Source organism: Kribbella yunnanensis, from assembly GCF_039529655.1.
GTDB lineage: Bacteria > Actinomycetota > Actinomycetes > Propionibacteriales > Kribbellaceae > Kribbella > Kribbella yunnanensis.
Map to the genome: position 1 here is coordinate 36,557 of NZ_BAAANF010000042.1, position 11,621 is coordinate 48,177.

General features: G+C 67.9%; 11 protein-coding genes. 5 read left to right on the plus strand and 6 right to left on the minus strand.

Features of this window, described 5'->3' with window-relative positions; genetic code table 11:
* Positions 1-1,374: an NAD-dependent succinate-semialdehyde dehydrogenase gene (locus ABD231_RS41610; protein WP_344165908.1), complete on the minus strand. Its 1,374-nt coding sequence runs from the start codon at positions 1,372-1,374 to the stop codon at positions 1-3.
* On the minus strand, positions 1,371-2,693 hold the full coding sequence (gabT, locus tag ABD231_RS41615) for a 4-aminobutyrate--2-oxoglutarate transaminase (RefSeq protein ID WP_344165910.1): 1,323 nt from the start codon (positions 2,691-2,693) through the stop codon (positions 1,371-1,373). Before gabT ends, ABD231_RS41610 begins: the two co-directional genes overlap by 4 nt.
* A 70-nt stretch (positions 2,694-2,763) precedes the next feature.
* Here gabT and ABD231_RS41620 point away from each other — a divergent pair, with 70 nt between their 5' ends.
* Positions 2,764-3,645: a LysR family transcriptional regulator gene (locus ABD231_RS41620; protein ID WP_344165912.1), complete on the plus strand. Its 882-nt coding sequence runs from the start codon at positions 2,764-2,766 to the stop codon at positions 3,643-3,645.
* Positions 3,646-4,020: 375 nt separating this feature from the next.
* Here the strand turns inward: ABD231_RS41620 and ABD231_RS41625 are convergent, their stop codons facing one another.
* From ABD231_RS41625 to ABD231_RS41635, 3 genes are read right to left on the minus strand one after another with little or no spacing between them, the layout of a single operon-like run.
* Positions 4,021-4,938: a carbohydrate ABC transporter permease gene (locus ABD231_RS41625; RefSeq protein ID WP_344165914.1), complete on the minus strand. Its 918-nt coding sequence runs from the start codon at positions 4,936-4,938 to the stop codon at positions 4,021-4,023.
* A complete protein-coding gene (locus ABD231_RS41630; protein ID WP_344165916.1) occupies positions 4,935-5,813 on the minus strand; it encodes a carbohydrate ABC transporter permease in 879 nt (292 codons plus the stop codon). The genes ABD231_RS41625 and ABD231_RS41630 overlap by 4 nt, the downstream gene beginning before the upstream one ends.
* A gap of 7 nt (positions 5,814-5,820) precedes the next feature.
* Positions 5,821-7,116 carry an ABC transporter substrate-binding protein gene (locus ABD231_RS41635; protein WP_344165918.1) on the minus strand — a complete coding sequence of 432 codons (1,296 nt, stop codon included), beginning with the start codon at positions 7,114-7,116 and terminating at the stop codon, positions 5,821-5,823.
* A gap of 85 nt (positions 7,117-7,201) precedes the next feature.
* On the opposite strand from ABD231_RS41635, the gene ABD231_RS41640 reads away from it, so the two are divergent.
* Together ABD231_RS41640 and ABD231_RS41645 are read left to right on the plus strand one after the other, a co-directional pair.
* A complete protein-coding gene (locus tag ABD231_RS41640; protein WP_344165920.1) occupies positions 7,202-8,218 on the plus strand; it encodes a LacI family DNA-binding transcriptional regulator in 1,017 nt (338 codons plus the stop codon).
* 45 nt (positions 8,219-8,263) lie between these two features.
* Positions 8,264-9,424 (plus strand): glycoside hydrolase 5 family protein, encoded by a 1,161-nt coding sequence (locus tag ABD231_RS41645; protein WP_344165921.1) that lies wholly within the window; start codon positions 8,264-8,266, stop codon positions 9,422-9,424.
* Here the strand turns inward: ABD231_RS41645 and ABD231_RS41650 are convergent.
* On the minus strand, positions 9,411-10,115 hold the full coding sequence (locus tag ABD231_RS41650; protein ID WP_344165922.1) for a TetR/AcrR family transcriptional regulator: 705 nt from the start codon (positions 10,113-10,115) through the stop codon (positions 9,411-9,413). The genes ABD231_RS41645 and ABD231_RS41650 overlap by 14 nt on opposite strands.
* A gap of 154 nt (positions 10,116-10,269) precedes the next feature.
* On the opposite strand from ABD231_RS41650, the gene ABD231_RS41655 reads away from it, so the two are divergent.
* Entirely contained in the window at positions 10,270-10,698 is a 429-nt protein-coding gene (locus ABD231_RS41655) for a DUF1707 domain-containing protein (RefSeq protein ID WP_344165923.1), read from the plus strand.
* Positions 10,695-11,435 carry an ABC transporter ATP-binding protein gene (locus ABD231_RS41660; protein ID WP_344165924.1) on the plus strand — a complete coding sequence of 247 codons (741 nt, stop codon included), beginning with the start codon at positions 10,695-10,697 and terminating at the stop codon, positions 11,433-11,435. The genes ABD231_RS41655 and ABD231_RS41660 overlap by 4 nt, the downstream gene beginning before the upstream one ends.
* The last annotated feature ends 186 nt before the right edge of the window (positions 11,436-11,621 follow it).

Below are 11,621 nucleotides of genomic sequence, written 5' to 3' on the forward strand. Positions count from 1 at the left end.
TTAGGGCCAGTCGATACTCAGGTACTGCGTCTCCTGGTACTCACGGAGTCCGTCCCGAGCACCTTCGCGGCCCAGCCCGCTCTGTTTGACACCGCCGAACGGTGCGGACGGATCGGAGACGAGACCGCGGTTGACGCCGACCATGCCGACGTCGAGCGCCTCGCTGATCCGGATCGCCCGGCCGAGCTCACCGGCGTACACGTAACCGGCCAGTCCGTACTCCGATTCGTTGACCCGGGCGATGAGTTCGTCGTCGGACTGCCAGGTGGCGATCGATGCGACCGGGCCGAAGATCTCCTCGGTGAACAAGGTCGAGTCGTCGGGGACATCGCGCAGTACCGTCGGCGGGTAGAAGTGACCGGGAGCAGCCGGTACGGCGGCCTGGTGGGTGATGCGGGCTCCCGCTGCGACGGCCTCGTCGACAACTGCCGTGACTCGCTGTACGGCGGTCGCTGAGATGAGCGGGCCGATCTGCGCACCCTGGGTATACGGGCCGACGGCGAGCTTCTCGACCTCGCGACCGAACAGCTCGGTGAAGCGGTCGGCGACATCGGCGTGCACGTAGAAACGGTTGGCCGCCGTACAGGCCTGACCGCCGTTGCGGAACTTCGCGATCATCGCGCCTGCGACGGCCTGTTCGAGGTCGGCGTCCTCGGTGACGACGAACGGCGCGTTGCCGCCGAGCTCCATCGCGGTCACGACGACTCGGTCGGCCGCCTGTCGCAGTAGTGCCTTGCCGACCGGGGTCGAGCCGGTGAACGAGATCACCCGCACTCGCACGTCGGACAGCCAGGTGGAGACCACGCCGGCCGCGTCCGTGGTGGTCACGACGGTGACAACCCCATCGGGTACGCCGGCTTCCGTGAGCAGCTCGGCGATCGCCAGCGCGGTCAGCGGGGTTTCGGCGGCCGGCTTGAGGACCGCCGTACAGCCCGCGGCGAGGGCCGGGGCGAGCTTGCGGGTCGCCATTGCGGCCGGGAAGTTCCACGGCGTCACGAGAGCTGCGACACCGATCGGTTTGGCGGTGACAATTGTCCGTACGCCGCCGGCCGGAGCGGAGCCGTAGTCACCGCCCGGGCGGACTGCTTCCTCGGCGTACCAGCGGAAGAACTCCGCGGCGTAACCGACCTCGGCCAGCGCGTCGGCGCGGGACTTGCCGTTCTCTCGGCTGATGAGTTCGGCCAGCTTGTCGCGGTCGCGCAGCATCAGTTCGAAGGTCTTGTGCAGGATCTCGGAGCGGGCTCTTGGCGCGGTGCGAGCCCAAGCAGGGAAGGTTTTTGCGGCTGCATCGACGGCTGTGGTCGCATCCTGTGTTGTGCCGTCGGGGACCTCGCCGACGACGGTCAGGTCGGCCGGGTTCAGTACCTTGATCACGCGATCTCCCGCAGGGATGCGATGACGATCTCGAGGGCCTCGACCAGCAGGTCGTCGCTGATCGTCAACGGGGGCAGGAAGCGCAGGACGTTGCCGTAGGTGCCGCAGGTCAGCACGATGATTCCTTGCTGATGGCAAGCAGTTGCGACCGCCTTCGCCAGGTCGGGCGCCGGTTCCGACGTACCGGGCTGCACCAGCTCGACCGCGATCATCGCGCCCCGGCCGCGGACGTCGCCGATCCGGTCGTCCTCCTTCTGCGCGAGCAGGAGCCGGGACTTGATCAGCTCCTCGATCTGCCGCGCGCGTGCGACCAGTCCGTCGGCCTCGATCGTCTCGATCGCCGCCAGCGCGGCGGCACACGCGAGCGGGTTGCCGCCGTACGTGCCACCGAGGCCGCCTACCTGCGGGGCGTCCATGATCTCGGCCCGGCCGGTCACGGCCGAGAGCGGCAGACCGCCCGCGATCCCCTTGGCGGTCGCGACGAGGTCCGGTACCACGCCCTCGTGGTTGCAGGCGAAGAGGTCGCCGGTGCGGGCGAACCCGCTCTGGACCTCGTCGGCCACGAAGACCGCGCCGTTGGCCCGGCACCATTCGGCCAGCGCTGGCAGGAATCCGGGCGCAGGCTCGACGAAACCGCCCTCGCCCTGGATCGGCTCGATCACCACGGCCGCGACCTCGGTACCGCCGACCTGCTTCTCGATCACGTCGAGCGCCCGGGCGGCGGCGGTCGCGCCGTCCAGGCCGCCATCGCGGTACGGGTACGAGACCGGCGCGCGGTAGACCTCGGCCGCGAACGGGCCGAAACCGCGCTTGTACGGCTGGTTCTTGGCAGTCATCGCGAGGGTCAGGTTGGTGCGGCCGTGGTAGGCATGGTCGAAGACGACGACGGCTTGGCGACCGGTGTAGGCGCGCGCGATCTTGACCGCGTTCTCGACCGCTTCGGCGCCGGAGTTGAACAGGGCGGTGCGTTTCTCGTGGTCGCCCGGGGTGAGGCGGTTCAGTGTTTCGGCGACCGCGACGTAGCCCTCGTACGGCGTGATCATGAAGCAGGTATGGGTGAACGCGTCCACCTGCTGCTTGACCGCCTCCACCACGCGCGGCGCCTTTGCACCGACTGTGGTGACCGCGATTCCGGACCCTAGGTCGATCAACTGGTTGCCGTCGGCATCGACCACGACCCCGCCGTCGGCGGCCACCGCGAACACCGGCAGCGTCGTACCGACGCCCGCCGCGACCGCGCCTTGTTTACGTGCCATCAGCCCGGCCGAGACCGGCCCCGGAATCGCTGTCTTCAGGATGCGCCGCTGTTCGATCGTCATCCATCCAGTCTTCGACGCTCGATCTATGCTGTCCAATACTTGTCCCGCACGATCTGCATGCTTGGGAGGCATGGTGGAGCTGCGCACCCTCCAGTACTTCGTGCAGACGGTCGACGCCGGTACTGTCACGGCCGCCGCTGACCGACTGCACATCACCCAGCCTGGTCTCTCCCGTCAGCTCCGGCAGCTCGAGCAGGAGCTCGGCGTAGAGCTCTTCCACCGCACCGGCGGTCGCCTGACCCCCACCCGGGCCGGCCAAGCCCTCCTGCCGCTCGCCCAGGAGGTGCTCGCCCGCGCGGACGCTCTCCGGGTGGCCGCCACCTACCAAGCGCAGGGCCGACTCGACCGCATCACCATCGGTGCTCCCCTGACGACCCTGCGGGATGTGGTCGCACCCTTCATCGCCACCCTGGACGCCGACGACCCGACCCCCGAAGTCTTCCAAGCGGACGGTCAGACGGCAGCCGAGGTACTGGGCCGCGGGGCCGACTTGGCGATGACGAGCACACCCGCCAGAGCGCCGTACGAAACCAAGCCCCTAGCCGTGCTGCCCGTCTGGGCCTGCGTCCCCTCGAACCACCGCTGGGCACGCCGCTCGCGAGTCAGCCTGAACGACCTGGTCGACGAGCGGCTGATCCTCCCGCCCACGACCTTCACCTCACGCATCTCCCTGGAGACCGCCCTCCGCCGCGAGGGCCTCTCCTACGCCGACCCCGTCGAAGCCGCCGACGGCACAGTCGCCCAGGCCCTGGCCGCCGCCGGCCGCGGAGTCGCCGTAGTCTCCGACGACCCCCAGTTCGATCTACACCCCCTATCGATCCGCACCACCGACGGTCCCCTCTCCGTCCGCCTGGTCAGCGCCTGGGACTCCCGCCACCCAGCCCGAGCCGCCCTAGCCACCATCGCCACCCGCCTAAGCCAATTCGTAGCAACCCGCTACGGATCTGCATAACAACAGGACGTATACGCCGATCCGACGCCGATTCCGCCGGTGCTGAGCGTGGCGAGGCCGGCAAGTAGCCCTATACGTCCTGTCGATCGGAGACTCGGCAGCACGCCCGGGCGGCGCGGCTCGACGTCGGCACGCCCGGGCGGCGAAGGCTCGGCATCCCCGCTCGACGTCGGTAACGACACGTAGTGGTGCCCATCGGGGCGAGCCGGCCGCCGGTCCGCAGGCGTGCGCGGCACTCGGCGGGTCGCCTACTACGTGTCCTTCGCGACGCGATCCTCCTAGGAACAGGACGTATACGCCGATCTGGACGTCGGTGCGGTGCTGGTGAGCGCGGCGGCGACGGCTGGTGGGGGTATACGTCCTGTCGGTTGGGGGTTAGCCCTTGACGGCACCTTCCTCGACGCCCTTGAAGAAGAAGCGTTGGAGGGTGGCGAAGACGATGACGATCGGGATGAAGGCGATCATCGTGCCGGCGGCGATCAGGCGGGGGTTGTTGCTGAAGGTGCCGGAGAGGTATTGCAGGCCGACGGTCAGGGTGTACTTGTCGGGGTCGGTGAGGACGATCAGGGGCCAGAGGAAGTCGTCCCAGGCGCCGATGAAGGCGAAGATCGCGACGACGCTGATGGTTCCGCGGACCGAGGGCAGGCCGATGAAGAGGAAGCGCTGCCAGGCGTTCGCGCCGTCGACGATCGCGGCCTGGTCGACCTCGATCGGTAGCGATCGGAAGGCGTTGTACATCAGCAGGACGTTCAGTGCGCCGATCATGCCGGGCAGGGCGACACCGAACAGGGTGTTCGCCAGGCCGAACTCCCGGACCGTCACGTACTGCGAAATGATCGTGACCTCACCCGGCAGGACGAGCGTGGCGAGGAACAATCCGAGCACCACCTTGCGACCCTTGAACTGCAGCCGCGAGATCGCGAACCCGGCCAGGGACGCGCCGATGACGTTGCCGCCAACAACCAGTACGGCGACCACCAGCGAGTTCCGCGCGTAGTCCCAGACCGGGATCGTGTCGGCGACCGCCTTGTAGTGGTCGAAGGTTGGTTGCGACGGGAGCAGGCGCGGGATCCGGGTGTAGATGTCTTCGCCCGAACCCTTGAGCGAGGTCGACAACTGCCAGAGGAACGGCCCGATCGTGATCAGCAGCACGAACACCAGCAGGACGTACCGGGCGACCTTCTCGCGCGGTGACACGGTGTTGAACCCGAAGGTCCCGCTCCGCCGCCGCTTCGGCGTACTAGGTTCCGGAGGCACAGCGACCGGCCGCGCGGGATCTGTAACGACGGTCATGCCTCCGCACCCTTTCGGTTGAGCCGGGCGAGCACCAGCATCGGGACCACCGTGACGAAGAACAGGACGATGGACAGGGCCGAGGCGTAGCCGAGGTTGCCCTCGAAGCCTTGGCTGTACTGCTGGATCAGCATCACGACCGAGTTGTCGCGACCGCCCGGACCGCCCTTGCCGCCACTGAGAATGAACAGTTCGGAGAAGACCCGGAGAGCCGATACCGAGATCAGGATCGAGATCAGGATCATCGTGCCGCGGACGCCGGGAATCGTGATGTGCACGAACCGGCGCAGCGGGCCGGCGCCGTCGACTGCTGCCGCCTCGTGCAGTTCACGGCCGACGTTCCCGAGGGCGGCCAGGTAGATGATCATGTAGTAGCCCAGCCCCTTCCAGATCGTCAGGCTGATTGCGCTGAGCAACAACAGCCACTGGTCGGACAGGAACGGCAGCGGCCCGGAGATGAACCCGAGCTTCTCGGCCAGACCGTTGACCAGGCCGCGGTCGTCCAGGATCCACTGCCAGATCAGCGCCACGACGACGGCCGAGGCGACGACCGGGGTGTAGAACGCAGTCCGGAAGAACGTGATCCCGGGCAGCTTCTTCTCGACCAGTACGGCGAGCAGCAGCGGCAGGACGGTCAGGAACGGCAGGCAGACCACCATGTAGATGACGCTGTTCAGCAGCGCCCATCGCAGCTGCTCGTCGTGCAGCAGGGTCTCGAAGTTCTTCAGTCCGACGAACGTGCCGCCACCTAACGGCTTGGCGTTGGTGAACGACAGGATCACCGTGTTGATCGACGGCCACAGGTTGAAGACGAGCAACCACGTGAGTGCTGGAATCACCAGCACCCACGGGGTAAACCAGCGTTGGTAGCGCATGTGTCCCTTACTGAGTGAGCAGCTGGTTGGCCTTGTTGACGGCCGCGTCCAGGGCTGCCTGCGAGGTGATCTTGCCGGAGATCGCGAGCGAGATCTGCTGGCCGATGAAGTCGTTGGTCGCGCCGCTGATGATCGCCGGCGTGAGCGACTTCGCCTTGGCCAGCGACTCGAACGCGAGCACCTTCGCGTCGGATTCCGGCGTACCGTCGGACTTCGAGAAGTACGGATCCGAAGCAGACGCCTTGGTGGACGGGAAGATGTTCACGATCTTCGCGAACGCGGCCTGGTTCTCGGCGTTGGTGACGAAGCGGGCCAGCGCGATCGCGGCGGCCTGGTTCTTGGTCTTGGCCGAGACCGACAGACCCTGCACGTACAGCGGCGGGGTGTCGAGCGCCGGCGACGGGACGATCTTGCCCTTCAGCGACGGGTTGTCCTTGGTGAAGTCCTGGATCGCGTTACCGCCACCGGTGGTCCAGGCGACCTTGGACTGGGTGAAGAGCTTGGAGTTGCCCAGGTACTCCTGGGTCAGGATGTCGCGCGGCAGGTAGCCGGCCTTGTAGGCGTCGCGGTACTTGTCCAGCAGCGCGGCGGCCTCGGGGGTGTTGAAGGTGAACTTCTTGCCGTCGTCGGACAGGATCTTCACGCCCGCGTTGGTGAAGTCGCCGATGCCCGGGAGCCGGCTCATCAGGTATTCCTTGCCGCCGGTCTTGTCGTGCATCACCTTGGCGGCCGCGAGCAGTTCGTCGAAGGTCTTCGGCGGGTTCTTCACGTCCAGACCGGCCGCGGCGAACTTGTCCGAGTTCCAGTAGTCGATGTCGGTGTTCAGGTACCACGGGTAACCGAAGGTTCCGTTCAGGCCCTGATACTGGTACGCCGCGACGCCACCCTCGACGTACTCGTCCTTGATCTTCGGGTCGGCCGCGGCGACGTCGAGCAGCAGGTTCTGCTTGGCCAGCGGGAGCGCGAAGTCCGGCGGCAGGTTGGTCACGTCGGGCAGCTGCCCGGCCGACGCCTGGCTCAGGACCTTCTTGTCGTAACCATCACCAGGCTGGTCCAACCAGGTCACCTTGGTGCCCGGGTACTTCGCCTCGAAGGCCTTGATCACACCTTCGACGTACGACGTGAACTTCGGCTTCAGGGCCCAGGTCTGCAAGGAGACCTCACCGGTCACCTGGGCGTCCGCGCCGACGGTCGGCTTGGCGCCGCCGTCACCGGAACTGTCGGACGAGCCGAGGCCGCAGCCGGCCAGAGTGAGGGCCGAGGTGGCGAGCAACGCCACCAGCGCCGAACGGCGTCTACGCATGGGGATTCTCCAGGGTTTGATAAACCGGTATAGCTCCCGAACTATTCACATCGTAGAATCCGCTGTCAAGGGTGAGGGAGGTACCGTGGCCAGACCGACGATTGCGGACATCGCACAGCGGGCGGGCGTGTCCAAGGGTGCGGTGTCGTTCGCGCTGAACGGGCGGCCCGGTGTCAGCGACGCGACCCGGGAGAGGATCCTGCGGATCGCCGAGCAGATGGCTTGGCGGCCGCACAGCGCAGCGCGGGCGCTCGGCGCGTCGCGGGTGGACTCGGTCGGGATGGTGATCGCTCGCCCGGCCCGCACGCTCGGAGTGGAGCCGTTCTTCGCGCATCTGCTGTCCGGCGTGCAGTCGGGGCTGTCCGCGGAGTCGATCTCGCTGCAACTGCTGATCGTCGAGGACACCGAGACCGAGGTCGAGGTGTACAAGCGCTGGACGTCCGAGCACCGCGTGGACGGCGTGATCCTGGTCGACTTGACCGTGCGCGATCCCCGGATCGACGCTCTCAAGGAGCTCGAGCTGCCCGCGGTGGTGATCGGCGGGCGCGGCGGCAAGGGGCAGCTGGCCTCCGTCTGGGCCGACGACCGCGACGCCATGCTGACCATCGTGGAGTACCTGGCCGCGCTCGGTCACCGCCGGATCGCCCACGTCGCTGGTACGCCGATCTTCCAGCACACGCAGCGGCGGATCCGCGCCGTACGCGACGCGGCCCCGCGGCTCGGCCTGCTCGACGCGCCGTCCCTGACCACCGACTTCAGCGACGCCGAGGGCGCCGCGACCACCCGCCGGCTGCTCGCCCAGCCGGATCGCCCGACCGCGATCGTCTACGACAGCGACGTGATGGCGGTCGCCGGGCTCGGCGTGGCGATGGAGATGGGCGTCTCGGTCCCCGGCGACCTGTCGATCGTCGCCTTCGACGACTCGATCCTCACCCAGCTCATGCACCCGGCCCTGACCGCCATGTCCCGCGACACGTTCGACTTCGGCCGCCAAGCTGCCGAGGTCCTCCTCGAGGTGATCGCCAACCCCGAGGTCCCGGTCAACCGCCGTACCGCCGACCCCGTCCTCACCGTCCGCGAGTCCACCGCCCCTCCGGCCTGATCCTTCGGTTGCTCCTGAGGGCTAAACCGATTTAGCATGCGGATCATGGCTTTGGAACCGCGGTTCGGCGCGAACTACGTCCCTTCGAGCGGCTGGTTCTACAGCTGGCTCGACTACGACGGCGACGCCGTACGGCGGGACTTCGCGGACCTGGCCGGATTGGGCCTGGACCACGTGCGGGTGTTCCCGGTCTGGCCGTGGATCCAGCCGAACCGGGCGATCATCCGGGAGCGCGCTCTGACGGATCTGCTCGACACGATCGATGCCGCGGCCGAGCACGGGCTGAGTGTCGCGGTCGACCTGATCCAGGGGCACCTTTCGAGCTTCGACTTCCTGCCGTCGTGGGTGCTCACCTGGCACAAGGCCAGCCTGTTCGAGGATCCGACGGTCCGCGACGGACTGACGGCGTACGTCGACACCGTGGCCCGCGCGGTCGCGGAGAAGCCGAACCTGTTCGCGATCACCCTCGGGAACGAGGTGAACAACCTCTGGCCCGACAGCCCGACCACCGCCGGGGCGTCGACCTCGTGGGCCGTGGAACTGCTCGACACCGTGCGGAAGGCGGCGCCCGACGTACTGGCGCTGCATTCGGTGTTCGACGATGCCTGGTACAAGGCCGATCACCTGTTCCTGCCGACCGATGCGGTCGATCTCGGTGATCTGAGTACGGTCCACTCCTGGGTGTTCAACGGGGTCTCCCGAGTGGACGGGCCGATGGGTCCGGCGACGCTCAGCCATGCCGACTACCTGGTCGAGCTCGCGGCTGCGACGTCGCTGGATCCGTCGCGGCCGGTCTGGCTGCAGGAGGTCGGCGTGCCCGGGCCGGACATCCCGGTCGAACTGCAGGCGGAGTTCACGCGGCGGACGGTCGAGCACGTGCTGCCGAACCCAGCCTTGTACGGCGTGACGTGGTGGTCGTCGCACGATATCGACCGGCGGTTGCTGGACTTCCCCGACCGCGAATACGACCTCGGCCTGTTCACCGTCGACCACGAACGCAAGCCGGCCGCCAAGGCGCTGGCCGACGTGATCGCCTCGGTGCGGACGAACGGCGTACCGGCCGAACCCGCCGTGACCACGCTGACCGCGCCGATCAACCCGCGCACGCAACCGGAGCGCCGCCCGGAAGTTGCCCCTGGCAGCGAATTCCACCTCCAGTGGGTCGCCGCGCGGACCGAAGGGCCGGTCCGCATCACCCTGCCTTGATCAGCACCTCGATGCCGTCGAGGGTGCGGGTGAGGCCGAACTCGAGGTCGTCGTCGAGGCCGTCCTCGTACTCGGCGTTGGTGTAGAGACTGACGAGCATGGGGTAGTTGTGCTCGATGAGGCGTGGGACGAGGAAGGCGCCGACCTGCTCGGCCTGGACCGGCACGTCGTCGTTCGCGCCCATCTGGCGAGCCAGGTTCGCGTAGTTGCGGGCGAACCCGTCGAGCAGCATCAGGCAGCCGAGAGCGTCGTGCTGGCTCAACGGCGTCTCGGCGAAGGCCTGCAGCATCACCTCGGCCCAGCGCATCATGTTCGGCGTGTTGGGCGCGCCACGGATCGGTACGTCGAGCAGCCACGGGCGCTCGGCGTATCGGTCGACGAGCGCGTGCACCCAGGCGGTCGCGGCCGGACGCCAGCCGGCTGGTAGGTCCGGCGGGGCGGCGAGCGCTTTGTCGTGGACGAGCACGATCAGCTCGTCCTTGGAGCGCACATAGCGGTACATCGCGTTCGTGGTGACGCCGTGGTGCGCCGCGATCTTCTGCAGTGAGATCGCCTCGAACCCGGCCGTGTCCCCGAACTCGATGCCGGTGGCGACGATCTGCTCGACCGACAGACCGGGCTTCGGTCCCCGGCGGCCGACCGGCTGCACACCCCAGGCCAGGGCGAGGCCGGGTGGCAGGTCGTCGGTCATGTCTCCATCCTCCCGCACCCGTTGCCCGGAGCGGTCGATCCCCGCGGAAGAGGGGTGCTAACTCCACCCCTCTTCGGGTCTTGAACACACCGCGAGCCGAACTGTTCAACCCCTACGCTATTTCTCATAGCCACTCCGCGAAAGGACTCCTCCGATGAACACCGTGCTTCTCGATCCGCTGTTGCTCCCCGACCAGGTCGTGCTCACCGACGCCGACCGCCGCTCCGCGACCGCCAAGCTGGACAGCGCCGTACGGCGGGGTGCGCTGACCCCGCCTGCTGCCAGCGACCGTCTGCCGTTGCTGGCCAACGCCCGGAACCGCGGTGATCTGCGACAGGTCTTCGCCGGGGTTGCCGACGCCACTCCGCCGCGAGGGCTGACTGTCGCGCTGCGGGCGGTCACCGGGGTCTGGCTGGTCACCTGCGTCGTGCAGTTCGTCATCTGGGTCACGCTGGCCGTCTTCGGGCACTTCGACTGGCCATGGTGGCTGTGGTCCGACCTGGGGCTGGGCATGGTCGTGGGGATCCTGTGGTGGACGCACGAGTCGTACCACCGCAAGACCGACGTACAGGTGGGCGTGTGAACGCCCCGGTCCAGCTCACGGACGTCCAGAAGGTCTACGGCACCGGTCCGGGCGCAGTCACCGCGCTGGGCGGTATCACCTACGGATTCACGGAGGGCTCCTTCACTGCGGTGATGGGGCCATCCGGCTCCGGCAAGAGCACGCTGCTGCACTGTGCAGCCGGTCTCGACACCCCGTCGTCCGGTCAGGTCACGCTGGCCGGGCAGTCGCTGCTGGGACTCGACGAGACCGCGCTGACCGAGCTGCGTCGTGAGCACGTCGCTTTCGTCTTCCAGTCCTTCAACCTGATGCCCGCGCTAACCGTCCGACAGAACGTCGTCCTGCCCTTGACCCTCGCCGGGAAGTCGCCGGATGAGTCATGGGTCCACGAGGTCATCAGCCGCGTCGGTCTGGCCGAGCGGGTCAGTCACCGCCCCAGCGAACTGTCCGGCGGCCAGCAGCAGCGAGTCGCAATCGCCCGAGCCCTAGCCGGACGCGCTGCAATCACCTTCGCCGACGAGCCAACCGGCGCACTCGACACCGTGACCGCACTGGAAGTCCTGGCGCTCCTACGAGACCAGTCCCGAGCCCTCGGCCAAACCATCGTCATGGTCACCCACGACCCAGTCGCAGCCTCATACGCCGACCGCGTCCTCTTCCTGGTAGACGGCCGCATCGTGTCCGAGTCCACCCACCCCACCCCCGAAACCGTAGCCGCCGAACTAGCCCACCTAAGCCTCTCCCCCGCCACCCCCTAACCCCCAGCCCGCTCCCCTCTCCCGCTCTCCCGGTTCACCCCCAATCCAGCGCCCCTCGCGCCCTCCTCAACCTCTTCCCCGTCCTTCCCCAACCCAGCACCCTCGCTCCCTTCCTCCCGCGGCTCAGCCACTGCCCCTCGCCCCTAACCCCTTCACCCACTCCCCCGCCCTCCCCCAACCCAGCGC

Bases quoted from the DNA above. Each gene is read 5' to 3' on its own strand.
- ABD231_RS41620 (WP_344165912.1), top strand. From the start codon at position 2,764: ATGGTGGAGCTGCGCACCCTCCAGTACTTCGTGCAGACGGTCGACGCC.
- ABD231_RS41635 (WP_344165918.1), bottom strand. From the start codon at position 7,116: ATGCGTAGACGCCGTTCGGCGCTGGTGGCGTTGCTCGCCACCTCGGCC.
- ABD231_RS41655 (WP_344165923.1), top strand. From the start codon at position 10,270: ATGAACACCGTGCTTCTCGATCCGCTGTTGCTCCCCGACCAGGTCGTG.
- ABD231_RS41645 (WP_344165921.1), top strand. From the start codon at position 8,264: ATGGCTTTGGAACCGCGGTTCGGCGCGAACTACGTCCCTTCGAGCGGC.
- ABD231_RS41625 (WP_344165914.1), bottom strand. From the start codon at position 4,938: ATGACCGTCGTTACAGATCCCGCGCGGCCGGTCGCTGTGCCTCCGGAA.
- gabT (WP_344165910.1), bottom strand. From the start codon at position 2,693: ATGACGATCGAACAGCGGCGCATCCTGAAGACAGCGATTCCGGGGCCG.
- ABD231_RS41630 (WP_344165916.1), bottom strand. From the start codon at position 5,813: ATGCGCTACCAACGCTGGTTTACCCCGTGGGTGCTGGTGATTCCAGCA.
- ABD231_RS41650 (WP_344165922.1), bottom strand. From the start codon at position 10,115: ATGACCGACGACCTGCCACCCGGCCTCGCCCTGGCCTGGGGTGTGCAG.